Below are 26,444 nucleotides of genomic sequence, written 5' to 3'. Positions count from 1 at the left end.
GGCCACTCGCCCCGCCGCCGTTTCGATCAATCGCCGTCGTGCTTGTTGTCGCGCTTGCTGGTCAGCATGCCGGGCGCGATGAAGCCGATGGGATTGCTTTCGGCCGCGCGGCGCTTCAGCTCGCCGCGCATCTGCTCGTATTCCTGCTCCATCTTGGCGGTGACGGTCGCGCGCGAATCTTCCAGCGCATCGGCGAAATCCGCCGCGCTGACGCTGGTGACGTCGGATCCCTGCCGCCGGATCGCGTTGAGGCCGGCGCGGCGCACCACGTCTTCAAGATCCGCGCCGGTGAAGCGTTCCGTCTTGGCGGCGACGCCGGCCAGATCGACATCGCTGCCAAGCGGCATTTTCGAGGTGTGGATCTTGAGGATATGCAGCCGCCCCGGCTCGTCCGGAGCACCGACATAGACCAGTTCGTCGAAGCGGCCGGGGCGCAGCAGCGCGGGATCGACCAGCGTCGGGCGATTGGTCGCGCCGATCACCACGGTCGATTGCAGCTCCTCAAGCCCGTCCATTTCGGCCAGGATGGTATTGACGACGCGGGCGGTCACCTGCGGCTCGCCCGCGCCGCTGCCGCGCGCGGGGACCAAGCTGTCGATCTCGTCGATGAAGATCACGCAGGGCGCGACCTGACGAGCGCGGGCGAACAGGCGCGAGATCTGCTGCTCGCTTTCGCCATACCATTTGGACAGCAGGTCGGACGATTTCATCGAGATGAAATTCGCCTCCGCCTCCTTGGCGACGGCCTTGGCCAGCAAAGTCTTGCCGGTGCCGGGCGGGCCATAGAGCAGGAAGCCCTTGGCCGGGCGGATGCCCAGCCGCTTGAACGCCTGCGGGTTCTTCAAGGGCAGTTCCACGCCTTCGCGCAGCATCTCCACCGCCTGGTCCAGCCCGCCGAGGTCGGACCAGCCCACGGTGGGCGCCTGCACCATGACTTCGCGCATGGCGGACGGCTGGATGCCCTTGAGCGCGTCGGTAAAGTCGCGCCGCGTGACGGACAGGTCGTCGAGCACTTCGGGCGGGATCGTCCGCGCGTCGAGATCGAGCCGCGGCATCAGCTTGCGCACCGCCTCGATCGCGGCCTCGCGGCAGAGCGCGGCAAGGTCCGCACCCACGAAGCCGTGGGTAGTGCGGGCCAGTTCGCTGAGATCGACATCGTCGTCCAGCGGCATGCCGCGGGTGTGGATGGCCAGGATTTCCTTGCGGCCCTTTTCATCGGGCACGCCGACGATGATCTCGCGGTCGAAGCGGCCGGGTCGGCGCAGCGCCTCGTCGATCGCGTCGGGCCGGTTGGTGGCCGCGATCACCACCAGGTTGGAGCGCGCGTGCAGCCCGTCCATCAGCGTCAGCAGCTGCGCGACGAGGCGCTTCTCCGCTTCGCCCTGCACGTTCTGGCGCTTGGGCGCGATCGAATCGATCTCGTCGATGAAGACGATCGCGGGGGAGGCCTTTTCGGCTTCCTCGAACACTTCGCGCAGGCGCTTTTCCGATTCGCCATAGGCGCTGCCCATGATCTCGGGCCCGTTGATCAGGAAGAAATTGGCGTCCGATTCGTTCGCCACCGCCTGCGCCAGCCGGGTCTTGCCGGTGCCCGGCGGGCCATGCAGCAGCACGCCCTTGGGCGGATCGACGCCCAGGCGGGTGAACAGTTCGGGATAGCGCAGCGGCAGTTCGATCATCTCGCGCAATTGCTTGATGGTCTCTTCCATGCCGCCGACGTCGTCGTAATTGACGCTGGCGCGCGCGTCGCGCGGTTCCTCGAACTCGGCCTTCAGTTCGACCTCGGTATTCTCGTCGATGTGGACGATGCCCTTGGGGCTGGTCGATACCACCGACAGGCGGATCTGGGTCAGCGCGAAGGCAGGCGCGTTGAACATGCGCGCCACTTCGGGCGGCATGTCCTGCACGCGCTGCTGGCCGCGGGTGGCGACCAGGTCGCCCTGCATCAGCGGACGGCCGAAGAAATTGCGCTTGAGCGCCTGCGGCGGACCCTGCAGCCGCATCTCGCGCTGGGCGGGGGCGAAGACGACGCGGGTGGCGGGGCGCGATTCGGCCTTGCGGACGATGACATGCTCGCCCGATCCGACTTCGGCATTGCCGCGTTCCAGCCCGTCGAGGCGGATTACGTCCAGCCCCTCGTCCTCGGCATAGGGAAGCAGCGCGCGGGCGGGGGTGGTGCGCTTGCCCTCGATCTCGATGATGTCGCCTTCTGTGATGCCAATCTTGCCCATCGCTTCACGCGGGATGCGGGCGATGCCGTGGCCCGATTCCTCCTGCTTGGCCGCCGCCACCTGCAATTTAACCTCGCGCGCGTTCACCGCCGCTTCCGCATCCGCCATCAAAGATTCCCCAGTTCAGCCATTCGCTTATGTCATCGGCCCGGAGCATCGGGCGTCCGGAAAGGCCGACATGGGGATCGCGCGTGCCGGATGCAAAGGGTCGCCCGGCGAAAGTATCGCGCACGGGGGAGTATCGCGCACGGGGGCAGGCGGCCATCGGCGGGCGCGCAGGCGCCGGGCCGGAGGGCAGCACGAAGCAGGGCGAAAAAAAAGGCCCGGTCGTTGCCGACCGGGCCTGAAAGTTTTGGGAGAGGATGCCTATAAGGCCCCTCCGAAGTAGGGCAGGCGCCGATATTGCGCAAATGCGAAAAGAGCGAACTCAGTTGCATGGCATGCAACTGACGGGTAAAAGCACGGTACTGCGGCTTTTTCCGCCCCCGCATAATTCGAATGGCGATTCGACTTCCGGCCCCCGGCGCTGGCGATGGTGCGATGCAGCATCAGTTGTCCAGCGGGCGCGCGCAGCCGCGGAGCGTTTCGCCGCCCCAAGCGATGCGCGCGGCGAAGGGATAGTCGCGGTCGCTCATCCCGTCCGAGCAGGGCTCTACCGTCAGCGCAAGGGTGAAGGGAGTGCCATCGAGCGTGCCGGCGATGCGGCGGGTTTCGCCCTCGGCGCTTTCATCCTCGATGGTGACGAGCGTGCCGTCGATATTCTCGGGCGTGGAGAATCGCAGGCTGTGCGCGGTGCCCGATCCGGTCGCGGTCAGCGCCCAGAACGGTTCGGTGCCCAGCGCCTTGAATTCGGCCGGGATAACCGGCTCGGCTGTGCCGTTGCGCTCGGGCATGTCGGCGGGCGGTGCATCCTCATTGCTTGAAGGCTGGGCGCAGGCGGCGGTCAGGGCAAAAGGTGCCAGCAGCGCGGCGGCGCGTATCGCAAGGCGGGCGGGAAGGGGGGCTTTCGCAATCATGGCCATTGTTCTAGCAGCGCCCCAGCTTTCAGGCGAGTGGCCGCACATGGCCGCCGCGGCGCAAAACAGGAAATCGATCGTGGCGAATGGCTGGCAGATGCCGCCCGAATGGGCAAAGCAGGATTGGCTCTGGATCGGGTTTCCCCACGATCCGGTCGAATGGCCCGAGGCTCTGCCGCGCGCGCAGGAGCAGATCGCCGCCTTTGCCAATGCGGTCGCCGAAAGCGGGCAGGACGTGCGCCTGCTGGTCCGCGACGCCGCGAACGAGGCGCGGGCGCGGCAGCTGACCACCGCCGCGGTCAGGCTGGAGCGGCGGGTCTATGGCGATGTCTGGCTGCGCGATACCGGGCCGCTGGTGATGCGTGACGGCGCAGGCGGGCGGCGGGCGATGCGCTTCGGCTTCAACGGCTGGGGCGGCAAGTTCGAGATGGAGGGCGACCAGACCATCGGTGCCGAGATCGCACGGGATGCCGGGCTGGAGGTCGAGACGGCGGACTGGATCCTTGAAGGCGGGGCGATCGACAGCGACGGCACCGGCACCGTGGTGACGACCGCGCAATGCCTGCTCAACGCCAATCGCAATCCCGCCCTCTCCCGCGAAGAGATCGAGGAGCGGCTGCGGCGTGACCTTGGCTTCACGCGGGTCGTCTGGCTGGGGGACGGTCTGCTGAACGATCACACCGACGGGCATGTCGACAATCTGGCGCGCTTCGTCGGGCCGGGCCGGATCGCGATTCCGCGCGCGTCGTTGCCGGACGATCCCAATCGCGCGATCTATGACGATGCCCGCGCCCGCGCCGAAGATGCCGGGCTGGAAGTGGCCGAAATGCCCTCGCCCGGACTGGTCAGCGCGGGGGATTTCGCCGAGCCTGCGAGCTATATGAACTTTACCGTCACGACGCATCTGGTCGCGGTGCCGGTGTTCGGCAGCGTGCATGACGAGGAAGCGGTGGAGGCGGTGAAGGCGCTGTTTCCCGGCCGGCAGGTCGTGGGACTGCCTGCCGATGCGGTGCTGGCGGGCGGCGGCGGCTTCCACTGCGCCAGCCAGCAAATGCCCTCGGCAGAAGGCGAGGCGGGGGACGATACGGGGGACGAGACGGGGGACGAGTCGGGCGGCTAGTCGATTTCGCGGGCGTTCAGCCAGGGGTTCTGCTGCGCCATCAGGTTCAGCCAGGCCTTGGGCTTGCGCATCAGCCTTTCCGGATAGTCGATGCTGAGCCCGACGATCCGCGCGATCGCGCCGACGAAATGGATACAGTTGCGCTGTTCGAGGTCGTAGCCTCTGCCTGGCAGGTCGCGCCACGCGTCCACTTCCTCGCGAATGCGCCAATAGACTTCGTCCGGCACGGTCACGCTGAAATGGCGATTGGTGGAATCGATGTATTTCGGCTCCTCCACCATGATGTCGTGTTCGACCGGGCCCGACAGGATCGCGGGGGTCACGCGCCGGGCGGTGAAGCCGTAATTCTCGTCGATGGGCTGCCCCGTCGCGTCGAGCGTGCCCTGCAGCACCACGAACGTATGCGGATAGCGCCCGAACAGCACCGATCCGTTGAAGCTCTGGAAATGGACGGTGACGCTGGCCCAGGCAGGCAGCGCGAGAAGCGCCGCCGCAAGGGCCAGCAGCACGGCAAGAACGCGGTCAGTCGCCGGTCGGCGGATTGTCGGGATCGAGCTTTGCAATGGCCTGTGCGATCTGCTGGCTGGCATAGGGTTTCAGGATCACCGGTATGGCGTCGAACTGGCTGGGAATCGTGTCGTCCCCGCCATAACCCGACGCGAAGACAAAGGGGATCCTTTCTTCCATCAGGCGGGTCGCCGTCGGCAGCGAGTTTTCCTTGCCCAGGTTGAAATCGAGCATGGCCAGCTGGATCTTGCCGCTGTCCAGCGCCGCCGCCGCCCCCGCATTGGTGGAGGCCAGCGTCACTTCCGCCGCGCCCAGTTCGCGCAGCTTGTCCTCGGCGTCCAGAGCGATGAGCGCGCTGTCTTCCAGCAGCAGCACGTGGCGGCCCGCGATCAAGGCGCCGTGGTCCTGGGCCTGCGCCCTGTTTTCGGTGCGATTGGAATTTCCTTCGCCGATGCCCGCCACGTGGCGGCCGGGCAGCACGAAACGGGCGCGCAGCCCCGCGGTGCGATATTCGATCCGCGCCTCGCCGCCCAGCTCGTGCGGGATCGAATCGTGGATTATGGTGGTGCCGAAACCGCGGCGTTCGGGCGCCTGTACCGCGGGGCCGCCGGTTTCCTCCCAGTCGATCGCGAGATTGCCGTCATCGTCCATCGTCCAGCCGACATGGACCGAACCGCTATCGCTGAGCGCGCCATATTTGGCCGCATTGGTGACCAGTTCGTGGAAGACCAGCGCCATCACGGTGAAGGCATTGGGCGCGATGGTCACGTCCGGCCCGTCGATGACAAGACGCTGCGCCTCGCCGCTGAGATAGGCCGAGGCCTCGGTCGTGAGCAGGTCCTGAAGATGGCCCGGACCCCATTGTTCGGCCGTCAGCTGGTCGTGCGCCCGGGCCAGCGACTGCACCCGGCTGTCCAGCGTGCCGACGAAATCCATGACGCTGACCGATTCGCGATTGGTCTGCCCGATCAGTGCGCGGATCAGCGCCAGGATGTTGCGCACGCGGTGGTTGAGTTCGGCGATCAGCAGCTTCTGCTGCTCGCCCGCGCGGCGGCGTTCCTCGCTTGCCGCCTCGGTCAGGCGAAGCACGACTTCCAGAAGGCTGGTTCGCAGCGCTTCGGCCACGCGAATCTCGTGATGCTCGAACGGCTTTGCCTCGCCGCGGACCAGGTTCGACCATTCCTCGAAGCTGTGGCGCGGGGACAGGCGCGGTCCGTTGGGGCCGTATTCGATATTCTTGGCCTGGTCGCCGGCCCAGCGCACGGCGCGCAGCTGTTCGGCGCGGAACAGCACGACATAGTCGCGCGGACGGCGCGAGATCGGAATGGCCAGCAGCCCCGCCGCCTTGTGCGCGAAACGCTCGGCATTCGGCACGATGTCGGCGATGCGCGCGGTCGTGAAGACCTGGCTGATCTCGCGCTGCTTGAGTTCGGCGATGATGCGGTGGAAATCGTCACTTGCCGGCGTCAGCGCGGATAGCGAGCTTTCGCCGTCGATGCTGACGGCCACGCCATCGGCGGGGATCGCTTCCAGCACCAAGTCGCCGATCCATTCGGCGTCGTTCAGCCGGTCGACGTCCTGTGCGGCGGCGGCCATCAGCCGGTCGGAAATCTTGCGGGCGCGATCCTCGTAGGCGGCGGTTTCCTCGCGCAGGGCGTTGCCCAGCAGCAGCGAGAACATCTGGCCGAACAACTCGCTGGCGCTGCGCTCGGCAAAGCTGGGCAGGCGGGGCGAATAATGGTGACAGGCGAACAGGCCCCAGAACTTGCCGTCGACTACGATCGACACCGACAGCGAGGCGCGCACGCCCATGTTGCGCAAATATTCGATATGGATCGGCGACACCGCGCGGAACAGCGACATCGACAGGTCGAGCGGGGGCATGGCCTCGACCGGTTCGATCGGACAGGACGTATCGTCGATATCGGCGATGATGCGGAAGAAATTGCGCACGTAAAGCGCGCGGGCCTGCTGCGGAATGTCGGTCGCCGGGAAATGCAGGCCGAGGAAGCTGTCGACGCCGGGCTCGAGCGCCTCGGCCACGACTTCGCCGCTGCCGTCGGGGTCGAAGCGATAGACCATCACCCGGTCGAAGCCGGTCAGCATGCGCAGCTGGCGCGCGCCTTCGCGCAGGATCGAGCCGACCTGCTCGGTCGCGCCCAGCCGCGCAACCATTCCGCGCACCATCGAGGATACCTCGATCTCGTCGCCCTTGGCGGGTTCGCATTCCAGGATGATCAGCCGGTCCGACATGTGGACGGCGACATCGAACAGGGGCTGGTCGCTGATCAGCCGGACGGAGAACATGCGTTCGACCGAATCGTCGCCGCGCAGCGACGCAATGCGTTCGCGCAGCAGGCGAACCGCGGTGGGCTGGAAGATGTCGGCCGCCGACTTGCCGATCAGGCCGCGCGCCGGAGAGCCGAAATAGGCCTCGGTATTCGCGGCACGCTCGATCGCCCAGCCGGGCGTCAGCGCCAGCAGGAATCCGAAAGGCTGGATCGCGCCCGGGATATGGATCGGTTCCCGGTCGCAATTGGTAAGATCGACAGCGCCCGCGTCGCGCTCATGGTAGTTCAACTAAGGTCCTCCGCGATGCACGTGGCCGCGCGTCTGAAAAACTGGAAGGATTCGATGGCAGCGTCGATGGCGTCTTCAAGCCATGCGCCGTCCTGCATGATCGCCGCTTCGTCGAAGGCAGCGCAGAACGCCTGCCAGTCGGCGCTCATGCTTGCTGCCGGGGACAGATATTTGGCCGGGACATCGCCGGGCAGGCCCTTGGACAGCAGCCTGCCGCCCAGCTTCGAACCTTCCAGCACATATTGGACACCCCATGCGCCCGCATCGCTGGTATCGCTGGCGATCATCGGGGTGGGCAGCCATGTGCCCAGCGCGGCCAGATCGTCGGCAAGCAGCGGAAGGCGGGGCTGGAAGCCCCTCCACCCGCGGCCCGTCACCGCGATCTCAAGACCCGGAAGCGCGATCGCGTGCGCCGTCAGGAACGCGCGGTAATGGTGCCGCTTGGACAAGTCGTAGCCGGCAAAGGCCGCCTCCGTCGCGTCGTGCTGCGAGCGCGTACGGTCGCGCAGCACCAGCCGCGCGGGGCGCCTTATGGCGGAGCCATCGTCACCCTCGCCGGCGGGGGCGCCGGGGCCTTGCTGGGGAGGATGATGGGCAGTGAGCATGGATCTGGGCCTGGTCACATCAAGCAGACAGAAGCTTGGATTCGATCCGCGACAGGGACTCTCCGCCCACGGTCTTGGCTTCTTCCGCGATCAGCACTTCTTCCAGTGCCTTGTGATAATGGCGCCGCATCTCGCCCAGCGACTTGGGGTCGGCGACGATGGCGAGGCGGTCGAACATCTTGTCCAGCGCCGCGCGGTTCAGCCATTCGGCCGCTGCGGCCGCATGGGCCAGTTCTTCAAGATCGGTGCGTCCGAGGCGCTGCCCCACCTCGTCCTGGTGGCGCACGCCCGCGCTGTAGTTCTGCCCGTCGAGATCGGGGCTGGCAACTTCGCGCAGGGAAGGCTCGTCCGGCGATCCGTCGTTGATCATGAGCATGAAGCGCTCCCCATCGACGATGGCAAGATGAGCCTTGTGGGGCAGTCGCATATGAAATCTCCCGAGAATCCGTGCCTGTACGCCTAACGAGCCAGTTCGCCGTTTGTGCCCGTCGTCTTGGAATTTGCCGCCGCCAAGCGCCGGTGCGGCAACGGAAAATGGGGGGCACATGAAAAAGGGGCGCCCCGAAGAGCGCCCCTTTCCATGGTCCGGTCAGGACGGGTGGCTTAGAAGCCGCCCATGCCGCCCATGCCGCCCATTCCGCCCATGTCGGGCATCGCGGGGGAGGACTTGTCTTCCGGGAACTCGCTGATCGCCGCTTCGGTGGTGATCAGCAGGCCGGCGACCGAAGCCGCGTCCTGCAGCGCCGTGCGAACGACCTTGGTCGGGTCGATCACGCCGGCGGCCACGAGGTTCTCGTAAACGTCGGTCGCAGCGTTGAAGCCCTGCGTTTCGTCACCTTCGCGCAGCAAATTGCCCGAGACGACCGCACCGTCGAAGCCGGCGTTGGTCGCGATCTGGCGAACCGGGGCCAGAATGGCCTGGCGGATAATGTCCACGCCGCGGGTCTGGTCGTCGTTGTCGCCCTTGAGCCCTTCGAGGGCCTTGGTGGCGTACAGCAGCGCCGTGCCGCCGCCGGGGACGATGCCTTCTTCGACGGCTGCGCGGGTTGCGTGCAGCGCGTCGTCGACGCGGTCCTTGCGTTCCTTCACCTCGACTTCCGAAGCGCCGCCAACCTTGATCACGGCCACGCCGCCGGCAAGCTTCGCCAGGCGTTCCTGCAGCTTTTCACGGTCGTAGTCCGAGGTGGTGGTCTCGATCTGCGCGCGGATCTGCTCGACGCGGGCCTTGATGCCGTCGGCATCGCCGGCGCCGTCGACGATCGTGGTGTTGTCCTTGTCGATGCTGACCTTCTTGGCCTGGCCCAGCATGTTCAGGGTCACGTTCTCGAGCTTGATGCCCAGGTCTTCGCTGATCATCTCGCCATTGGTGAGGATCGAGATGTCCTGCAGCATCGCCTTGCGGCGATCGCCGAAGCCGGGAGCCTTGACGGCCGCGATCTTCAGGCCGCCGCGCAGCTTGTTGACGACGAGCGTGGCGAGCGCCTCACCCTCGATGTCTTCCGCGATGATCAGCAGGGGACGACCCGACTGCACCACGGCCTCGAGGATCGGCAGCATCGACTGCAGGTTCGAGAGCTTCTTCTCGTGGATCAGGATATAGGGATCGTCGAGTTCGACGGTCATCTTTTCCGGATTGGTCACGAAATAGGGCGACAGGTAGCCGCGGTCGAACTGCATGCCCTCGACGACGTCGAGCTCGAATTCGAGACCCTTCGCCTCTTCGACGGTGATCACGCCTTCCTTGCCGACCTTTTCCATGGCTTCGGCGATCTTCTCGCCGACTTCCTTGTCGCCATTGGCCGAAATCACGCCGACCTGCGAGATTTCCGAGGTGCCCGAAACGTCCTTCGAACGCGCCTTCAGGTTCTCGACCACCTTGGTGACGGCAAGATCGATGCCGCGCTTCAGGTCCATCGGGTTCATGCCGGCCGCGACCGACTTCATGCCTTCGCGCACGATGGCCTGGGCCAGCACGGTGGCGGTGGTGGTGCCGTCACCGGCGGCGTCGTTCGCCTTCGATGCGACTTCGCGCAGCATCTGGGCGCCCATGTTCTCGAACTTGTCCTTGAGTTCGATTTCCTTGGCGACGGTGACGCCGTCCTTGGTGATGCGGGGTGCGCCGAAGCTCTTGTCGATCACGACGTTGCGGCCCTTGGGGCCCAGCGTGACCTTGACGGCATTGGCGAGGGTGTCGACACCCTTCAGGATGCGTTCGCGTGCGTCACGCGAAAACTTCACGTCCTTGGCAGCCATTGTTTTCTCTCCTCTTGGGATTCAGATTGTCAGGAAGGACCGGAAGCTCAGGCGATGATGCCGAGCAGGTCGCTTTCCTTCATGATGAGCAGGTCTTCGCCGTCGACCTTGACCTCGGTGCCGGACCACTTGCCGAACAGCACGCGGTCGCCGGCCTTGACGTCGAGCGGGGTGACGGTGCCGTTTTCCGAACGGGCGCCCGAACCGACGGAGACGATTTCGCCTTCGCTCGGCTTTTCCTTGGCGCTGTCGGGGATGATGATGCCGCCGGCGGTCTTTTCCTCGGCTTCGATGCGACGGACCAGAACGCGGTCGTGCAGCGGACGGAATGCCATGATGATGACCTCTTCCAGTTGATATGGCGGGCGAGGCTGCTAGATGTCCCCGTACCGCCTGGGTTGGATGTGCTTTTGGCACTCTCTGGGTGAGAGTGCCAGCGCCGCGGATATGGTCCGGCGCGGGGCAGGCGTCAAGAACGGCGCGTGCAATTTTTTCGCGGGATTTTTTCGCGCCGACGAAATGCGCGGGTCCTGCCCGACCAAAAAGGGGCGACCCGTTTCCAGGCCGCCCCCGCATGACTAGTCGGGCTTCATGACAAGCCCGAGACGTTCGCGCCGGTGCCATCGCCACCCCAGCAGGATCGACGTGACCAGCAGGCCCAGCGCCAGGCCCAGCCACACGCCCTTGCCCGCCAGCGGCGTATGGAACCCCAGCAGCCAGGCGGCGGCGAAGCCGAACAGCCAATAGCCGATCACCGCCATCACGAAGGGGACGCGCGTATCGGCAAGGCCCCGCAGCAGGCCCGCCAGCACCGCCTGCGCGCCGTCGAACAGCTGGAAGCCCGCCGCGATCAGCAGGAACGTCATCGCCAGCGCCAGCAGCGAAGCATTGGCCGGATCGCCCGTATCGATATAGATCGACAGCAGCAGGCGGGGCGCGGCCAGCATCAGCGCGGCGAAGATCACCGCCATCGCGCCGGTCAGCGCCAGCACCGCAATCCCTGCGCGGTGGACGCCTTCGCGCGACCCCGCGCCATTGTGGATGCCGACGCGGATCGTCGCCGCCTGCGAGATGCCGAACGGCACCTGGAAGCACAGCGCCGCCAGCTGAAGCGCGACCGTATGCGCGGCCAGCTGCAGGCCGCCCAACGCTCCCGTCAGGAACGCGGCGGCGCCGAACAGCCCGCCCTCTGCCAAGGTGATCGCCGCGATGGGCAGGCCGATCTTCCAGATCTCGCCCAGCCGCTGCCAGTCGGGCCGCCACAGCCGCCCGAACAGATAATGCCGCCGCATCCGCCGGTCGGACTGGATGATCGCGACATAGGCCGCCAGCACCGCGAGCGAGGTGATGACGCTGGCGATCGCCGCGCCGCGCAGGCCCAGCGCTGGCGCTCCCAGATTGCCGAAGATCAGGATCCAGTTGCCGGTGGTGTTCACCAGCAGCGCCAGCACCGTGATCCACGTCGCGATCACCGCGCGGTCCATCGTCGACACGAAGATGCGCAGCACGTTGGCGGCCACGACCGGGACCGCGGCAAAGGACAGTACCGAAAGATATTCGCCCGCCATGCGCGCGACGACCGGGTCCTGCCCGGTGGCGTTCATCAGCGGCTCTCCGCCCAGCGCGACGGCCATGACGGCAAGGCCTGCGAACAGGCTCATCCACAGGCCCATGCGGAACGATCGGCGCATCTCGCGCAGCGCATGGCGCCCGCGGCCCAGCGCCGTCGCGGCCATCGGCGCGACCGCGCCGATCAGCCCCAGCGAGCACCACAGGGAAATGCCATAGACCGAGGTGGCCAGCGTGATCGCGGCCAGTTGCTGCGTGCCCAGCTGTGCCACGAAGATCACGTCGATGGCATAGACCGCCATCTGCAGCAGGTTCGCCGCCGCCAGCGGGATCGCCAACCTTGCGGTCGCGGCGAATTCGGTGCGCAGCGGGCGCGTGTCGCTTCCCGCGTCGCCGGGGGGCGGGACGGTCTGCGTCGCGGTGTGGGGCAGGGTGGACATTGGTATTCTCGAATCTCTTGCAGGCAAAAAACTGGGGCGGCGTCTTTGCGGACGCCGCCCCAGAGAGCTTCGAAGAGTTTCGAGGCTGTGAAAGTCGGGTTTCGAAAAACCCTTTCTTTCTTGCTTCAGCGAGTCGAACTTACTTCAGTTCGACGGTACCGCCGGCTTCCTCGATCTTCTTCTTGATCTCTTCGGCTTCCGTCTTGTTCACGCCTTCCTTGACGGGCTTGGGCGCGCCTTCGACCAGAGCCTTCGCGTCGGCGAGGCCCAGACCGGTGATCGCACGGACTTCCTTGATCACCTGGATCTTCTTGCCACCGTCGCCGGTGAGGATCACGTCGAATTCGGTCTGCTCTTCGGCAGCCGGACCTTCAGCGGCAGCGGCCGGGCCGGCAACGGCAACGGCAGCGGCAGCCGAGACGCCCCATGCTTCTTCAAGCGCGGTGGCGAGTTCGGCGGCTTCGAGAACGGTCAGCTGCGACAGCTCTTCAACAATCTTCTGGATATCGGCCATTTCAATTCACTCCATTTCGTGTCGGGCAGCCCATCATGCGGCGGCCCGTAATTCGATCGAAAGAACGTTTGTCCCTGTTGCGGGCCGGCTTATGCAGCGTCCTTGGCTGCATAGGCGCCGAACACGCGGGCCAGCTTGGCTGCGGGAGCCGTCGACAGCTGGGCGATCTTCGTCGCCGGGGCGTTGACGAGCCCCACCAGCTTGGCACGCAGCTCGTCGAGCGAGGGCATCGAGGCGAGCGCCTTGACCCCTTCGGCGTCGAGCAGCTGGCCACCCATGGAACCACCCACGATTTCGAGCTTGTCGGTGCTCTTGGCGAAATCGATGGCAACCTTCGCGGCGGCCACCGGATCGACCGAAGTCGCGATCGCGGTGGGGCCGGTGAGGTACTCTTCGAGACCCGAATAGGGAGTCTCGGCGAGGGCCCGCACGGCAAGACGGTTCTTCGCGACCTTGTAGGACGCACCGGCGTCACGCATCTTCTGCCTGAGGTCGGTCGACTGGGCGACCGAAAGGCCGAGGTTGCGGGTGACGACCACCACGCCCACCTCTTGGAAGACGGCGTTCAGCTGTGCGACCGCTTCGGCTTTCTGCGAACGATCCATGCTTACTCCTTCACGTATGACCGCCCGCTTTGCGGGCAGGCGATCGGCTCATTGTGTCCGCACAAGCCCCCTTGCGGCGGCAAGCGCGGTCGAGTCCGTCGATCAGGGAAGGAGTGCGCCGAAATGGCGCGATTGGCGGCCGATGCCCCGTTGATGGCGGGGCTGACCGCGTAAATCTCGTTTCCCCGTCTAGGCTGGCAATTAAGACCGGCAAATTCCGGTCACCAACTGTCTCGGACGGATGACAGGCAGGCCAGAGCCCACCGGTCAGTGGCGGGCCTGTACCTTGTGGCGCGCAGGAGTCAACCGAAAGGTGACATTCTAGCGTGTCTCGTACCCCAGCAGGTCGCCCGGCTGGCAGTCCAGTTCGCGGCAGATCGCCTCGAGCGTGGAGAAGCGGATCGCCTTGGCCTTGCCGGTCTTGAGGATCGACAGATTGGCAAGCGTCAGCCCCACCCGCTCGGCCAGTTCGGTCAGGGTCATGCGCCGCTGGTAGAGCAGGTCGTCGAGTTTCACCACGATGCGGGTCCCTTCCTCGCTGTTCTCGGACTTGGCCTTGTCGGATTTGGGGGGCATCAGACGGTTCCTTCCAGCTCTTCGCGCATCTCGGTCCCCTTGCGGAACACGCGGGCGAGGATGAAGAGGATCAGCACGAGCAGGATCGCGCTGACCGAGATGCCGTCGCCGACATTCTCGGCATGGGCGTCCTGGGTGATCTCGTTCAGCCAGACGGCCACGGCGGCCATCGGGATGCCGATCAGCTGGATTGCCAGCGTGATCCACGCCATGCGGCTGAGGCGGGTGGCGTTTTCGGGCACGAACGGATCGCCGTCGCGCACGGTGCCCACCATTCGCCACAGCAGCCGCGCGACCAGGAAGACCAGTGCTGCCGCGATGGCGGCCAGCGCCAGCAGCGAGGCGAGCGCGGTGAACGCATCGAGCGGGATGCCCTCGCTTCTAAGTTCCGTCTCGACCTGCGAGCGGAAGATGAAGATTGCGGGCACCGCGATGGCGCAGGCGATCGCGCCCAAGGCGGCAAGCGCCTGCATGACGATCAGGACGATGCGCGCGATCGCGAGCAGCGGGTCGGCTTTTCGAAGCGACATGGCGGGTTGCTCCCTATGATGTGTGCGGTTCGTCGTCCGGATCAGGCCACGACCGGGGCGGTCATGACGGCTGCCGCGACGGCGGTGCTGCCGGTGACGGGGGCGACGGTGGGCGCCCATAGCCCAGCGGCAAGCAGCAGGGCGGCGAGGGCGGCGAAACCTTGGGTGGTGTAGCGGGTCATTTCACGTTCTCCGATATGGTCTATATCGCTATTCAATAAATGCGCTGCCGCATATCGTCAATCGATAAATATCGAAAAACGATAAGGCGCTGATTGTTTTGCGAAAAGCCGTCGGCGCCGCGCGCTGGCCTTGGGATCGTCGCGGGCGCCGCGGGGCGAATCGCCTTCTCGCTGACCCCGTTCTCGCTGACCCACTTTTCCCGGACCCCCTTTTTGCGCACCCTTTGACAGGGCGGGGGCGGGCTCCTATATGCCGGTTCGTCCGACAGCTTCGAGCAAGGCGACCTTTGCGCGTAAGGTCACCCGGGAAGGAAGCGGGGCATCAGCAAACGACGCGGCGGCTGCAGGCCACGACTCGCCGATTGGGGCGGGACATCGTGCGCCAGGCGGCCTTTCGTCGTTTGCGACACATATCCTCGTGCACGAAATTCATGGACGGTCATGCCGCGGCGAATCGCATTGGCGATTCGGCGCGCACCCGCCCGGACCCGAGACGAATTCTAACGGCGAAAGAGGCTCCCTCTCTTATGGCAACCCAGCTCGACGACACCGCACCCCGCAGCGAAAACGCCCGCGGGATCGGCACCAAGAAGAAGCGCATCCGCAAGATCTTCGGCGACATCCACGAAGTCGTGCAGATGCCCAATTTGATCGAGGTGCAGCGCGAAAGCTACGAGCAGTTCCTGCGTTCCGATCCGGCGACCGGCTATGTCTCGGGCCTGGAAAAAACGCTGCGTTCGGTGTTCCCGATCCGCGACTTCGCCGGCACCAGCGAGCTGGACTTCGTCCACTACGAGCTGGAAGAGCCCAAGTACGACACGACCGAATGCCGCCAGCGCGGCATCACCTATGCGGCTCCGATGAAGGTGACGCTGCGCCTGATCGTGTTTGAGATCGATCCCGACACCGAAGCCCGCTCCGTGCTCGATATCAAGGAGCAGGACGTGTACATGGGCGACATGCCGCTCATGACCGGGAACGGCACGTTCATCGTCAACGGCACCGAACGCGTGATCGTGTCGCAGATGCACCGTTCGCCGGGCGTATTGTTCGACCATGACCGCGGCAAGACGCACTCCAGCGGCAAGTATCTGTTCGCCGCGCGCGTGATTCCGTATCGCGGCTCGTGGCTGGACTTCGAATTCGACGCCAAGGACATCGTCAACGTCCGCATCGACCGCAAGCGCAAGCTGCCGGTCACGGCGCTGCTCTATGGGCTCGGCCTCGATTCCGAGGAAATCCTCGAGCATTTCTACAACATGGTCGTGTGGCAGCGTGCCGAGAACGGCTGGAAGATCCCGTTCACGCCCGAGGCATGGCGCGGCCAGAAGCCCGCGTTCGACATCGTCGATGCGAGCTCGGGCGAGGTCGTGTTCCCCGCCGGCACCAAGATCAGCCCGCGCGCCGCCAACAAGGCGCAGAAGGACGGCCTGACCGACCTGCTGATCCCGACCGAGGAAATCTTCGGCCGCTATGCCGCCAAGGACATGATCGACGAATCGACCGGCCGCATCTGGATCGAGGCGGGCGACGAAGTTTCGCCCGAGAATCTGGAAGCGCTGGACAATGCCGGCGTCGACCGCCTGGAATTGCTGGACGTCGACCACGTCAACACCGGTCCGTGGATCCGCAACACCATGCAGGCCGACAAGGCCGAGAACCGCGAGATGGGCCTGGAAGCCATCTACAAGGTGATGCGCCCCGGCGAGCCGCCGACGAAGGAAACTGCCGAAGCCCTGTTCGAAGGCCTGTTCTTCGACGGCGAGCGCTATGACCTTTCGGCCGTGGGCCGCGTCAAGCTGAACATGCGCCTCGGCCTCGACGCCGAGGACACGATCACCACCCTGCGGCGCGAGGATATCCTTGCCGTCGTCAAGGAGCTGGTCGACCTGAAGGACGGCAAGGGCGAAGTCGACGACATCGACAATTTGGCCAACCGCCGCGTGCGTTCGGTGGGCGAGCTGCTGGAGAACCAGTACCGCGTCGGCCTGCTGCGCATGGAACGCGCGGTGAAGGAGCGGATGAGCAGCGTCGACGTGTCGACCGTGATGCCGAACGACCTGATCAACGCGAAGCCCGCCGTGGCGGCGGTGCGCGAGTTCTTCGGTTCCTCGCAGCTGTCGCAGTTCATGGACCAGACCAACCCGCTGTCCGAAGTGACGCACAAGCGCCGCGTGTCGGCGCTCGGACCCGGCGGTCTGACGCGTGAACGTGCAGGCTTCGAAGTCCGCGACGTCCACCCGACCCACTATGGCCGCATCTGCCCGATCGAAACGCCCGAAGGCCCGAACATCGGCCTGATCAACTCGCTGTCGACCTTTGCGCGCGTCAACAAGTACGGCTTCATCGAGACGCCGTACCGCAAGGTGATCGACGGCAAGGTGACCGGCGACGTCCAGTACCTGTCGGCGATGGAAGAGCAGAAGAACACCGTCGCGCAGGCTTCGGCCGAGATCGACGGCGACGGCCAGTTCGTCGAGGATCTCGTCTCGGCCCGCCAGAACGGCGAGTTCGTGATGAGCCCGTCCGAGCAGGTCACGCTGATGGACGTGTCGCCCAAGCAGCTCGTGTCGGTCGCGGCATCGCTGATCCCGTTCCTCGAGAACGATGACGCCAACCGCGCGCTGATGGGATCGAACATGCAGCGCCAGGCCGTGCCGCTGGTGAAGGCCGAAGCGCCTTTCGTCGGCACCGGCATGGAAGAGACCGTGGCCCGCGATTCGGGCGCCGCGATCAGCGCCAAGCGCGGCGGTATCGTCGACCAGGTCGACGCGACCCGTATCGTGATCCGCGCGCAGGGCGACGTCGAGGCCGGCCAGTCGGGCGTCGACATCTACCGCCTGCAGAAGTTCGAGCGTTCGAACCAGAGCACCTGCATCAACCAGCGCCCGCTGGTGAAGGTGGGCGAGGTCATCGAGACCGGCGACATCATCGCCGACGGTCCCTCGACCGACCTGGGTGAGCTGGCGCTGGGCCGCAACAGCCTCGTCGCGTTCATGCCGTGGAACGGCTACAACTACGAGGACTCGATCCTGATCAGCGAACGCATCGTGAAGGACGACGTGTTCACCTCGATCCACATCGACGAGTTCGAGGTGATGGCCCGCGACACCAAGCTGGGTCCCGAGGACATCACCCGCGACATCCCGAACGTCGGCGAGGAAGCGCTTCGCAACCTCGACGAGGCGGGCATCGTCTATATCGGCGCCGAAGTGCATCCGGGCGACATCCTTGTCGGCAAGATCACGCCCAAGGGTGAAAGCCCGATGACGCCCGAGGAAAAGCTGCTGCGCGCCATCTTCGGCGAAAAGGCCAGCGACGTGCGCGACACCTCGCTTCGCCTGCCGCCGGGCGTGTCGGGCACCATCGTCGACGTGCGCGTGTTCAACCGCCACGGCATCGAGGTGGACGACCGTACCCGCGCGATCCAGAACGAGGAAATTGAACGCCTCGCCAAGGACCGCGAGGACGAGCGTGCGATCCTCAACCGCGCGACCTATAATCGCCTCCGCGACATGCTGGTCGGCCAGACGGCTTCGGCAGCGCCCAAGGGCATCAAGAAGGGTGTGGAGATCACCGACGAGATGCTCGACGAGCTCGAGCGTTTCGAATGGTTCAAGTTCGCGGTGGCCGACGACAATCGCCAGCAGCAGCTTGAAGCGGTGAAGAGCCAGTACGACGAGAGCGTCAAGGCCATCAACGCCAAGTTCGAGGACCGCAAGGAAAAGCTGGAGCGCGGCGACGAGCTGGCTCCGGGCGTGCTGAAGATGGTCAAGGTCTTCGTCGCGGTGAAGCGCAAGCTGCAGCCGGGCGACAAGATGGCCGGCCGCCACGGCAACAAGGGTGTGATTTCGCGCATCCTGCCTGCCGAGGACATGCCCTTCCTGGAAGACGGCACCCCCGTCGACCTGGTGCTGAACCCGCTGGGCGTGCCTTCGCGCATGAACGTCGGTCAGATCTTCGAGACCCACCTTGGCATGGCTGCGCGCGGTCTGGGCCAGCAGGTCACCGCGGCGCTGGAGCAGTGGCGCGAGGACAATCCCGATCCGGAAGCGGCGGCTCCGCCGACGGCCGTGGTCGAGAAGCTGAAGGACGTCTACGGCGAGAACTACCACGAGGACATCGAAGGCCGTTCACCGGCCGAGATCGTCGAACTGGCGGGCTATCTGAAGAACGGCGTCCCGATGGGCACCCCGGTGTTCGATGGCGCGCGCGAGAGCGACGTGACCGCGATGCTCGAGAAGGCGGGCCTGCCCGGATCGGGCCAGGTAACGCTGTTCGACGGGCGTACCGGCGACGCGTTCGACCGCAAGGTGACCGTGGGCTACATCTACATGCTGAAGCTGCACCACCTGGTCGACGACAAGATCCACGCGCGTTCGATCGGCCCCTACTCGCTCGTCACCCAGCAGCCGCTGGGCGGCAAGGCGCAGTTCGGCGGCCAGCGCTTCGGCGAGATGGAGGTCTGGGCGCTGCAGGCCTATGGCGCGGCGTACACCTTGCAGGAAATGCTGACGGTGAAGTCCGACGACGTGGTCGGCCGCACCAAGGTCTATGAAGCGATCGTCAAGGGCGACGACACCTTCGAGGCCGGCATTCCCGAGAGCTTCAACGTGCTCGTCAAGGAAATGCGCTCGCTGGGTCTGAACGTCGAGTTGTCCTCGCTGACCGACGACAGCGACGAGGACGGTCCGGCCCTGACCCAGGCGGCGGAATAAAGGGACAGGGCCGCTCCCCCGGGCGGCCCGTCTACCCGCCACCAGAAGTTTTCCCCTCATAGGGATTTGAAAAATGAACGAACTGACGAAATTCGCGAACCCGGCTGCCAAGCCCGAGACCTTCGACCAGATCCAGATCGGCCTGGCGAGCCCGGAGCGTATCCGCAGCTGGTCCTTCGGCGAGATCAAGAAGCCCGAGACCATCAACTACCGCACGTTCAAGCCCGAGCGTGACGGTCTGTTCTGCGCGCGCATCTTCGGCCCCGTGAAGGACTATGAGTGCCTGTGCGGCAAGTACAAGCGCATGAAGTACAAGGGCGTCGTCTGCGAGAAGTGCGGCGTCGAGGTCACCGTGACCAAGGTGCGCCGCGAACGCATGGGCCACATCGAGCTGGCCGCGCCCGTCGCGCATATCTGGTTCCTGAAGTCGCTGCCTTCGCGCATCGGCCTGCTGCTCGACATGCAGCTCAAGCAGCTTGAGCGCGTGCTGTATTTCGAGAGCTATATCGTGACCGAGCCGGGCCTCACCCCGCTCGAGAAGTTCCAGCTGCTGACCGAGGACGAGCTTCTCGACGCGCAGGACGAATATGGCGAGGACGCCTTCAGCGCCGCGATCGGTGCCGAGGCGGTCAAGACCATGCTCATGGACCTCGACCTCGAGCAGGAGCGCGACGACCTCATGGAGGAACTCGCGACCACGAAGTCGGCGCTCAAGCCCAAGAAGATCATCAAGCGTCTGAAGGTCGTCGAGAGCTTCATCGATTCGGGCAACCGTCCCGAGTGGATGATCCTTGAAGTCGTGCCGGTCATCCCGCCCGAACTGCGCCCGCTGGTGCCGCTCGACGGTGGCCGCTTCGCGACCTCGGACCTCAACGATCTGTATCGCCGCGTGATCAACCGCAACAATCGCCTCAAGCGCCTGATGGAGCTGCGCGCGCCGGACATCATCGTTCGCAACGAAAAGCGCATGCTGCAGGAAGCCGTCGACGCATTGTTCGACAACGGCCGCCGCGGCCGCGTCATCACGGGTGCAAACAAGCGTCCGCTGAAGTCGCTGTCCGACATGCTGAAGGGCAAGCAGGGCCGCTTCCGCCAGAACCTGCTGGGCAAGCGCGTCGACTATTCGGGCCGTTCGGTCATCGTGACCGGGCCGGAATTGAAGCTGCATCAGTGCGGCCTGCCCAAGAAGATGGCGCTCGAACTGTTCAAGCCGTTCATCTACGCCCGCCTCGACGCCAAGGGTCTGTCCATGACCCTCAAGCAGGCGAAGAAGTGGGTCGAGAAGGAGCGCAAGGAAGTCTGGGACATCCTGGACGAGGTGATCCGCGAGCACCCGGTTCTGCTGAACCGCGCGCCGACGCTGCACCGTCTTGGCATCCAGGCGTTCGAGCCCGTGCTGATCGAAGGCAAGGCGATCCAGCTGCACCCGCTCGTCTGCTCGGCCTTCAACGCCGACTTCGACGGCGACCAGATGGCTGTCCACGTGCCGCTTTCGCTGGAAGCCCAGCTGGAAGCGCGCGTGCTGATGATGTCGACCAACAACATCCTGTCGCCCGCCAACGGCAAGCCGATCATCGTGCCTTCGCAGGACATGGTGCTGGGCCTGTATTACCTCTCGATGGACCTCGAGGGTGAGCCGGGCGAAGGCAGCATGCTGGGCGACATGGCCGAGGTGCACCAGGCTCTCGAAGTGGGTGCGGTGACGCTTCACTCGAAGATCGTGACCCGCGTTCCGCAGTCGGACGAGGCCGGCAAGACCTATCTCAAGCGCGTGGAGACTACTCCGGGCCGCATGCTGATCGGCGAATGCCTGCCCAAGAACCACAAGGTTCCGTTCGAGGTCGTCAACCGCCTGCTGACCAAGAAGGACATCGGCGACGTCATCGACCAGGTCTATCGCCACACCGGCCAGAAGGACACGGTGCTGTTCGCCGACGCCATCATGGTGCTGGGCTTCCGCCACGCGTGCCGTGCGGGCATCTCGTTCGGCAAGGACGACATGATCATCCCCGACGCCAAGGAACCGCTGGTCGAGGAGACCAAGAACCAGGTCGCGGAATACGAGCAGCAGTACCAGGACGGCCTGATCACCTGGCAGGAAAAGTACAACAAGGCGATCGACGCGTGGAGCCGTTGCGGCGACCAGGTCGCAGCCGCCATGATGGACGAGATCAAGGCCCAGCCCAAGGACGAGGACACCGGCCGTCTCAAGCCGATCAACTCGATCTACATGATGTCGCACTCCGGTGCGCGTGGCAGCCCGGCGCAGATGAAGCAGCTGGCCGGCATGCGCGGCCTGATGGCCAAGCCTTCGGGCGAGATCATCGAGACGCCGATCATCTCGAACTTCAAGGAAGGCCTGACCGTCCTTGAATACTTCAACTCCACCCACGGCGCCCGCAAGGGCCTCGCGGACACCGCGCTCAAGACCGCGAACTCGGGTTACCTGACCCGCCGACTGGTCGACGTCTCGCAGGACTGCGTGATCGTGGAAGAGGATTGCGGGACCGAGAAGGCGCTGGAAATGCGCGCGATCATCCAGGGCGGTTCGACCATCGCCTCGCTGGGCGAGCGTATCCTGGGCCGTACCCTGGCCGAGGACATCGTCCACGCCAAGACCGGCGAAGTGCTGGCCAGCAAGGGCCAGCTGCTGGACGAGGCAGCGATCAAGACGATCGAGGAAGCCGAGGCGCAGGTCGCCAAGATCCGCTCTCCGCTGGTCTGCGAAGCGCAGCAGGGCGTGTGCGGCAAATGCTATGGCCGTGACCTGGCGCGCGGTACGCCGGTCAACATCGGCGAGGCTGTCGGCGTGATCGCCGCGCAGTCGATCGGCGAGCCCGGCACCCAGCTGACGATGCGGACGTTCCACATCGGCGGCGCGGCGCAGCTCAACGAAACCTCGCATCTGGAAGCGGTGTCGGACGGCAAGCTTGTCTATCGCGACATGCCGACCATCACCGACAAGCGCGGCCGGCGCCTGTCGATGGCCCGCAGCGGCGAGATCCTGGTGATCGACGCCGAAGGGCGCGAGCGCGAAATGCACCGCGTGCCTTACGGTACCGTCATCCTGTTCGACGACGGGGCCCAGGTGAAGCAGGGCGACCGGATGGCCGAATGGGATCCGTTCACGCTGCCGATCATCACCGAGCAGTCGGGTGTCGTGAAGTACCAGGACATCATCGACGGCAAGACCATGACCGAGCAGGTCGACGAAGCGACGGGCATCGCCCAGCGCGTCGTGACCGAATATCGCGCCGCGGGCCGGTCCAAGAAGGAAGATCTGCGTCCGCGGATCACCCTGCTGGGCCAGGCGAGCGACGAGACCGAGGCGGCGCGCTACATGCTTGCCCCGGGCACGTCGCTGTCGGTCGAGGATGGTGCGGAAGTGCAGGCCGGCGACATTCTGGCCCGTGCCAGCCGTGAAGCCGCCAAGACCCGCGACATCACCGGCGGTCTGCCGCGCGTTGCCGAGCTGTTCGAGGCGCGCAAGCCCAAGGACAATGCGGTCATCGCCAAGGTCTCGGGCCGGATCGAGTTCGTCCGCGACTACAAGGCAAAGCGCAAGATCGCGATCATCCCGGAAGAGGGCGAACCGGTCGAGTACCTGATCCCCAAGTCCAAGGTGATCGACGTCCAGGAAGGCGACTTCGTCAAGAAGGGCGACAATCTGATCAGCGGCTCGCCCGATCCGCATGACATTCTGGAAGTTCTGGGGATCGAGGCGCTGGCCGAGTATCTCGTGAACGAGATCCAGGAAGTCTATCGCTTGCAGGGCGTGAAGATCAACGACAAGCACATCGAGACGATCGTTCGCCAGATGCTGCAGAAGGTCGAGATCACGAACGGCGGCGACACCACGCTGCTGCCGGGCGAGCAGGTCGATCTGGAGGAAATGCTCGAGTACAACTCCAAGCTGGGCAAGGGCAAGGAACCGGCCGAAGGCAAGCCGGTCCTGCTGGGCATCACCAAGGCGTCGCTGCAAACCCGCAGCTTCATCTCGGCCGCTTCGTTCCAGGAAACCACCCGCGTGCTGACGCAGGCGGCGGTCGAAGGAAAGAAGGACTCGCTGATCGGTCTGAAGGAAAACGTGATCGTGGGCCGCCTCATCCCCGCCGGTACCGGCGCGGGCATGAACCGGGTCCGCGTCACGGCCAACAGCCGCGATGCAGCCCTGCGCGCCCAGTATCGCAAGATGCAGGAAGCGCTGATCGCGGCAGACACCGCCGCAGCCGAGCACGAGGCCGAGCTGGCCCAGGGTCCGGAAGCGGCGATCGGCGACGATCCGCTGGCGGCGGTCGAGGGTGAGACCCGCGGCACCGACGCGGATGCGGGCGATTACCTGAACCCCGAAGCCGCCGACGGCGACGCAGCGGCAGTCGAGGAGACCGGTGCAGACCAGACGGTCGAGACCGATCAGGACGGCGACGACAACGCCTGATCGCTGAACGACCGGCGGGCCTGCCCTGGCGACAGGATCAGCCCCGGTGAAGGCGCGGCCCACGGCTGCGCTTTTGCCGGGGCTTTTCCTTGCCCGCCGGGTTCGGACGAAAGAATAAAAGTACAGGGTACTGTTTTACGCGGATATTAACTTCTGTCCTCTAGCCACCGGGTTGACGAATTCGGGGCGGAAGGCGGGGGCAATGCGCACAAGGCAGGCGGCGGTTCTAAGCCGCGACGAATTGCTGCTGGCCCGGCGGCTGGCCGATTACGCCCGCCGCGCGCCCGTTGCGGTGATGCTTAGCGCGCTATCGGCGATGATCGTGTGGAACCTGGCTCCGCGCGGCGCGCTGGCGGCCTGGCACATGTTGTCCGCCGCCTGGCTGGTGATCGTCGGCGCCGTCAGCGGGGCCCGCATCTGGCAGGCAAGGCGGATCGACGCGCTGACCATCGATTTCGGCTATATCAGCCGCCAGGCGCAGATGGCCGAATGGCTCGCCTATGGCGATGCGCTGTGCTGGGCGGGCTGCCTGTCGCTGATCGGGTCGCTGCTGGACTACCCGGCGCGGGTGACGGTGTGCATCCTGCTGATCGGCATGCTCACGACCTCCGCCATCACGTTGCGCTCGATGCCGCGGGTCGGCATCTCGCTGACGGTGGCCTTTGTCGCGGGCGGCGTCATGGCGACGGCGCTCAGCGGGCCGGTCAGCGATTTCGTCAATATCCCGATCATGACGCTTTATGCCGCGGTGGTGCTGTACTGCTTCCGCGCCGATGCCGCCGTCTATGAAGCGCGCTTCCATGCCGAGTTCGAGGTTCACGAAAGCGCGGAGACGATCCAGCTGCTGCTCCACGATTACGAGGCGCAGAGCGCGGACTGGCTGTGGCGCGTCGACCACGCGGGCTGCCTGGTCGGCGTATGCGACCGGTTCGGCGAAGCGGCCGCGCTGCCCCCGCCCGAGATCGAGGGCAAGGAACTTGTCAGCCTGTTCAGGCCCGGCCCCGCGCGCGAGCATCTTTCGCACCGTCTGCTGCGCCGCGAACCGTTCCGCGACCTGACGATCGAGCTGGCCGACACGGCGGACGAGTCGATCGGCGGGCGCTGGTGGATGCTGTCGGCCTCCCCGCGCGAGGACGGCACGATCCGCGGCGTCGCCCGCGACGTTACCGCCGCGCGCCGCACCGAACAGCGGGTCGCCTATATGGCGCATCACGACGGGCTGACGGGTCTGGCCAATCGCTTCCTGTTCGGCGAAACGCTGGCCGGGCAGCTCGCACGCCAGCGGCGGAGCGACAAGTGCGCGCTGCTCTATCTCGACCTCGACCATTTCAAGACGATCAACGACACGCTTGGCCACAGCTGCGGCGACCTGCTGCTGACCGAGGCGGCGCGCCGCATCACCAGCAAGGTCAAGGGCCACGACCTCGTCTCGCGGCTGGGCGGGGATGAATTCGCCGTGCTGCTGACCCGGTTCCGCGATACCGAGGAAGCGCTGGCGGTGGCCGAACGCATCGTCGAGGCGATTTGCGAACCCTTCCGGATAGAGGGGCAGAAGCTCAATATCTCGACCAGCGTGGGGGTCGCGTTCTTCAGCGGCACCGGCGGCAATTCTGACGATCTGCTGCGGCAGGCGGATCTGGCGCTCTATGCCGCCAAGGCGCGCGGGCGCGGCTGTTTCGCGCGCTTCGAACCGTGGATGGAGGACCGCGAGCGCGAGCGCGCTGCGCTGGAATCCGACCTGCGCTCCGCGATCAGGGAAGGGCAGTTCGCGCTGCATTTCCAGCCGCTGGTCAAGATCGACAGCGGCGAGGTCGCCGGGTTCGAGGCGTTGGTGCGCTGGGATCACCCGACGCTGGGCGTCGTGATGCCGGGCGAGTTCATCCCCATCGCCGAGGATACCGGCCTGATCGTGCCGCTGGGCGAATGGATCCTGCGCAACGCGATCATGCAGGCCGCCACCTGGCGCGAGGGGCTGCGCGTGGCGATCAACCTGTCGCCCATCCAGCTGCGCAGCCCGCGGCTGATGTCGCAGCTGGTCACCGCGATCGCGCATACGGGCATCGATCCCGGCCGGATCGAGCTGGAGATCACCGAAAACGTGCTGATGCAGGAATCCGAGGCCAATGTCGCGTTGCTGCACAAGCTGCGCGAACTGGGTGTGCGGATCTCGCTCGACGATTTCGGGACGGGCTATTCCTCGCTCAATTATCTGCGCAGCTTTCCGTTCGACAAGATCAAGATCGACAAATGCTTCGTCGCCGACCTCGAACAGCGCGAGGATTGCCAGGCGATCATCCGCGCCGTCACCTCGCTGGCGGGCACGCTGGGCATGGACACGGTGGCCGAGGGGGTGGAACGCAAGGAACAGCTCGACTGGCTGCGGCAGGCGGGCTGCACCGAGGTGCAGGGCTATTACATCTCGTACCCCTTCAATATCGAGGAACTCAGCGATGGCCGCCCGCTCGACGGCGAGCGCGAGCATTGGCGCAGCGCGATCCGGCACCTGCCGAGCGCAGCGTGACAATAAGGCCGAGCGCAGCGTGACGAGAACGCTGGCGCA

18 protein-coding genes are annotated in these 26,444 nt (G+C 65.5%); 4 read left to right on the top strand and 14 right to left on the bottom strand.

Translation table 11 applies throughout. The features are described 5' to 3' along the window. Positions 1-26: 26 nt before the first annotated feature. Complete coding sequence (locus A9D14_RS11840) at positions 27-2,339, bottom strand: CDC48 family AAA ATPase (protein WP_066846708.1); 2,313 nt, start codon at positions 2,337-2,339, stop codon at positions 27-29. Positions 2,340-2,779: 440 nt separating this feature from the next. Then, positions 2,780-3,247, bottom strand: coding sequence for a COG3650 family protein (locus A9D14_RS11835; RefSeq protein WP_157668217.1), 468 nt, complete (start codon positions 3,245-3,247; stop codon positions 2,780-2,782). Positions 3,248-3,293: 46 nt separating this feature from the next. On the opposite strand from A9D14_RS11835, the gene A9D14_RS11830 reads away from it, so the two are divergent. Then, positions 3,294-4,367, top strand: a complete 1,074-nt coding sequence (locus tag A9D14_RS11830; protein WP_332459783.1) for an agmatine deiminase family protein — start codon at positions 3,294-3,296, stop codon at positions 4,365-4,367. On the opposite strand, the gene A9D14_RS11825 is transcribed toward A9D14_RS11830, so the two are convergent. The 12 genes from A9D14_RS11825 to A9D14_RS19530 form a co-directional block, all read right to left on the bottom strand. Further along, positions 4,364-4,930 carry a hypothetical protein gene (locus A9D14_RS11825; protein ID WP_232468534.1) on the bottom strand — a complete coding sequence of 189 codons (567 nt, stop codon included), beginning with the start codon at positions 4,928-4,930 and terminating at the stop codon, positions 4,364-4,366. The genes A9D14_RS11830 and A9D14_RS11825 overlap by 4 nt on opposite strands. Next, positions 4,890-7,454 (bottom strand): HWE histidine kinase domain-containing protein, encoded by a 2,565-nt coding sequence (locus A9D14_RS11820; protein ID WP_066846704.1) that lies wholly within the window; start codon positions 7,452-7,454, stop codon positions 4,890-4,892. The genes A9D14_RS11825 and A9D14_RS11820 overlap by 41 nt, the downstream gene beginning before the upstream one ends. Further along, positions 7,451-8,059 carry a biliverdin-producing heme oxygenase gene (locus tag A9D14_RS11815; protein ID WP_083987892.1) on the bottom strand — a complete coding sequence of 203 codons (609 nt, stop codon included), beginning with the start codon at positions 8,057-8,059 and terminating at the stop codon, positions 7,451-7,453. Before A9D14_RS11815 ends, A9D14_RS11820 begins: the two co-directional genes overlap by 4 nt. 19 nt (positions 8,060-8,078) lie before the next feature. After that, a complete protein-coding gene (locus A9D14_RS11810) occupies positions 8,079-8,486 on the bottom strand; it encodes a baeRF12 domain-containing protein (protein ID WP_066846701.1) in 408 nt (135 codons plus the stop codon). Between the two features lie 176 nt (positions 8,487-8,662). Then, on the bottom strand, positions 8,663-10,312 hold the full coding sequence (gene groL, locus A9D14_RS11805) for a chaperonin GroEL (protein WP_066846699.1): 1,650 nt from the start codon (positions 10,310-10,312) through the stop codon (positions 8,663-8,665). Positions 10,313-10,359: 47 nt separating this feature from the next. Further along, positions 10,360-10,647, bottom strand: coding sequence for a co-chaperone GroES (groES, locus tag A9D14_RS11800; protein WP_066846697.1), 288 nt, complete (start codon positions 10,645-10,647; stop codon positions 10,360-10,362). Positions 10,648-10,890: 243 nt separating this feature from the next. After that, positions 10,891-12,321 (bottom strand): MATE family efflux transporter, encoded by a 1,431-nt coding sequence (locus A9D14_RS11795; protein WP_083987891.1) that lies wholly within the window; start codon positions 12,319-12,321, stop codon positions 10,891-10,893. Positions 12,322-12,460: 139 nt separating this feature from the next. After that, positions 12,461-12,835, bottom strand: coding sequence for a 50S ribosomal protein L7/L12 (rplL, locus tag A9D14_RS11790; protein WP_066846687.1), 375 nt, complete (start codon positions 12,833-12,835; stop codon positions 12,461-12,463). Between the two features lie 89 nt (positions 12,836-12,924). Further along, positions 12,925-13,440, bottom strand: coding sequence for a 50S ribosomal protein L10 (gene rplJ, locus A9D14_RS11785; protein ID WP_066846684.1), 516 nt, complete (start codon positions 13,438-13,440; stop codon positions 12,925-12,927). A gap of 321 nt (positions 13,441-13,761) precedes the next feature. Next, a complete protein-coding gene (locus tag A9D14_RS11780; RefSeq protein WP_066846681.1) occupies positions 13,762-14,016 on the bottom strand; it encodes a helix-turn-helix domain-containing protein in 255 nt (84 codons plus the stop codon). Further along, the gene (locus A9D14_RS11775; RefSeq protein ID WP_066846678.1) at positions 14,016-14,546 is read right to left on the bottom strand and encodes a DUF2975 domain-containing protein; all 531 of its coding nucleotides are present in this window, start codon (positions 14,544-14,546) and stop codon (positions 14,016-14,018) included. Before A9D14_RS11775 ends, A9D14_RS11780 begins: the two co-directional genes overlap by 1 nt. A gap of 41 nt (positions 14,547-14,587) precedes the next feature. Then, positions 14,588-14,764 (bottom strand): hypothetical protein, encoded by a 177-nt coding sequence (locus tag A9D14_RS19530; protein ID WP_157668216.1) that lies wholly within the window; start codon positions 14,762-14,764, stop codon positions 14,588-14,590. Between the two features lie 491 nt (positions 14,765-15,255). Here A9D14_RS19530 and rpoB point away from each other — a divergent pair, with 491 nt between their 5' ends. The 3 genes from rpoB to A9D14_RS11755 all read left to right on the top strand — a co-directional run bounded on the left by rpoB (position 15,256) and on the right by A9D14_RS11755 (position 26,405). Then, positions 15,256-19,446: a DNA-directed RNA polymerase subunit beta gene (gene rpoB / locus A9D14_RS11765; protein WP_066846673.1), complete on the top strand. Its 4,191-nt coding sequence runs from the start codon at positions 15,256-15,258 to the stop codon at positions 19,444-19,446. A 73-nt stretch (positions 19,447-19,519) separates the two neighbouring features. Beyond that, positions 19,520-23,884, top strand: a complete 4,365-nt coding sequence (gene rpoC / locus A9D14_RS11760; RefSeq protein WP_083987889.1) for a DNA-directed RNA polymerase subunit beta' — start codon at positions 19,520-19,522, stop codon at positions 23,882-23,884. Positions 23,885-24,086: 202 nt separating this feature from the next. Beyond that, positions 24,087-26,405 (top strand): putative bifunctional diguanylate cyclase/phosphodiesterase, encoded by a 2,319-nt coding sequence (locus A9D14_RS11755; protein WP_066846671.1) that lies wholly within the window; start codon positions 24,087-24,089, stop codon positions 26,403-26,405. Positions 26,406-26,444: the final 39 nt, after the last annotated feature.

The sequence above is a fragment of the Croceicoccus marinus genome, from assembly GCF_001661675.2.
Lineage (GTDB): Bacteria > Pseudomonadota > Alphaproteobacteria > Sphingomonadales > Sphingomonadaceae > Croceicoccus > Croceicoccus marinus.
This window is presented reverse-complemented; position numbering and strand designations above follow the sequence as displayed.

Bases quoted from the DNA above. Each gene is read 5' to 3' on its own strand.
- A9D14_RS11840 (WP_066846708.1), bottom strand. From the start codon at position 2,339: ATGGCGGATGCGGAAGCGGCGGTGAACGCGCGCGAGGTTAAATTGCAG.
- A9D14_RS11835 (WP_157668217.1), bottom strand. From the start codon at position 3,247: ATGATTGCGAAAGCCCCCCTTCCCGCCCGCCTTGCGATACGCGCCGCC.
- A9D14_RS11830 (WP_332459783.1), top strand. From the start codon at position 3,294: ATGGCCGCCGCGGCGCAAAACAGGAAATCGATCGTGGCGAATGGCTGG.
- A9D14_RS11815 (WP_083987892.1), bottom strand. From the start codon at position 8,059: ATGCTCACTGCCCATCATCCTCCCCAGCAAGGCCCCGGCGCCCCCGCC.
- A9D14_RS11810 (WP_066846701.1), bottom strand. From the start codon at position 8,486: ATGCGACTGCCCCACAAGGCTCATCTTGCCATCGTCGATGGGGAGCGC.
- groL (WP_066846699.1), bottom strand. From the start codon at position 10,312: ATGGCTGCCAAGGACGTGAAGTTTTCGCGTGACGCACGCGAACGCATC.
- groES (WP_066846697.1), bottom strand. From the start codon at position 10,647: ATGGCATTCCGTCCGCTGCACGACCGCGTTCTGGTCCGTCGCATCGAA.
- A9D14_RS11795 (WP_083987891.1), bottom strand. From the start codon at position 12,321: ATGTCCACCCTGCCCCACACCGCGACGCAGACCGTCCCGCCCCCCGGC.
- rplL (WP_066846687.1), bottom strand. From the start codon at position 12,835: ATGGCCGATATCCAGAAGATTGTTGAAGAGCTGTCGCAGCTGACCGTT.
- rplJ (WP_066846684.1), bottom strand. From the start codon at position 13,440: ATGGATCGTTCGCAGAAAGCCGAAGCGGTCGCACAGCTGAACGCCGTC.
- A9D14_RS11780 (WP_066846681.1), bottom strand. From the start codon at position 14,016: ATGCCCCCCAAATCCGACAAGGCCAAGTCCGAGAACAGCGAGGAAGGG.
- A9D14_RS11775 (WP_066846678.1), bottom strand. From the start codon at position 14,546: ATGTCGCTTCGAAAAGCCGACCCGCTGCTCGCGATCGCGCGCATCGTC.
- rpoB (WP_066846673.1), top strand. From the start codon at position 15,256: ATGGCAACCCAGCTCGACGACACCGCACCCCGCAGCGAAAACGCCCGC.
- rpoC (WP_083987889.1), top strand. From the start codon at position 19,520: ATGAACGAACTGACGAAATTCGCGAACCCGGCTGCCAAGCCCGAGACC.
- A9D14_RS11755 (WP_066846671.1), top strand. From the start codon at position 24,087: ATGCGCACAAGGCAGGCGGCGGTTCTAAGCCGCGACGAATTGCTGCTG.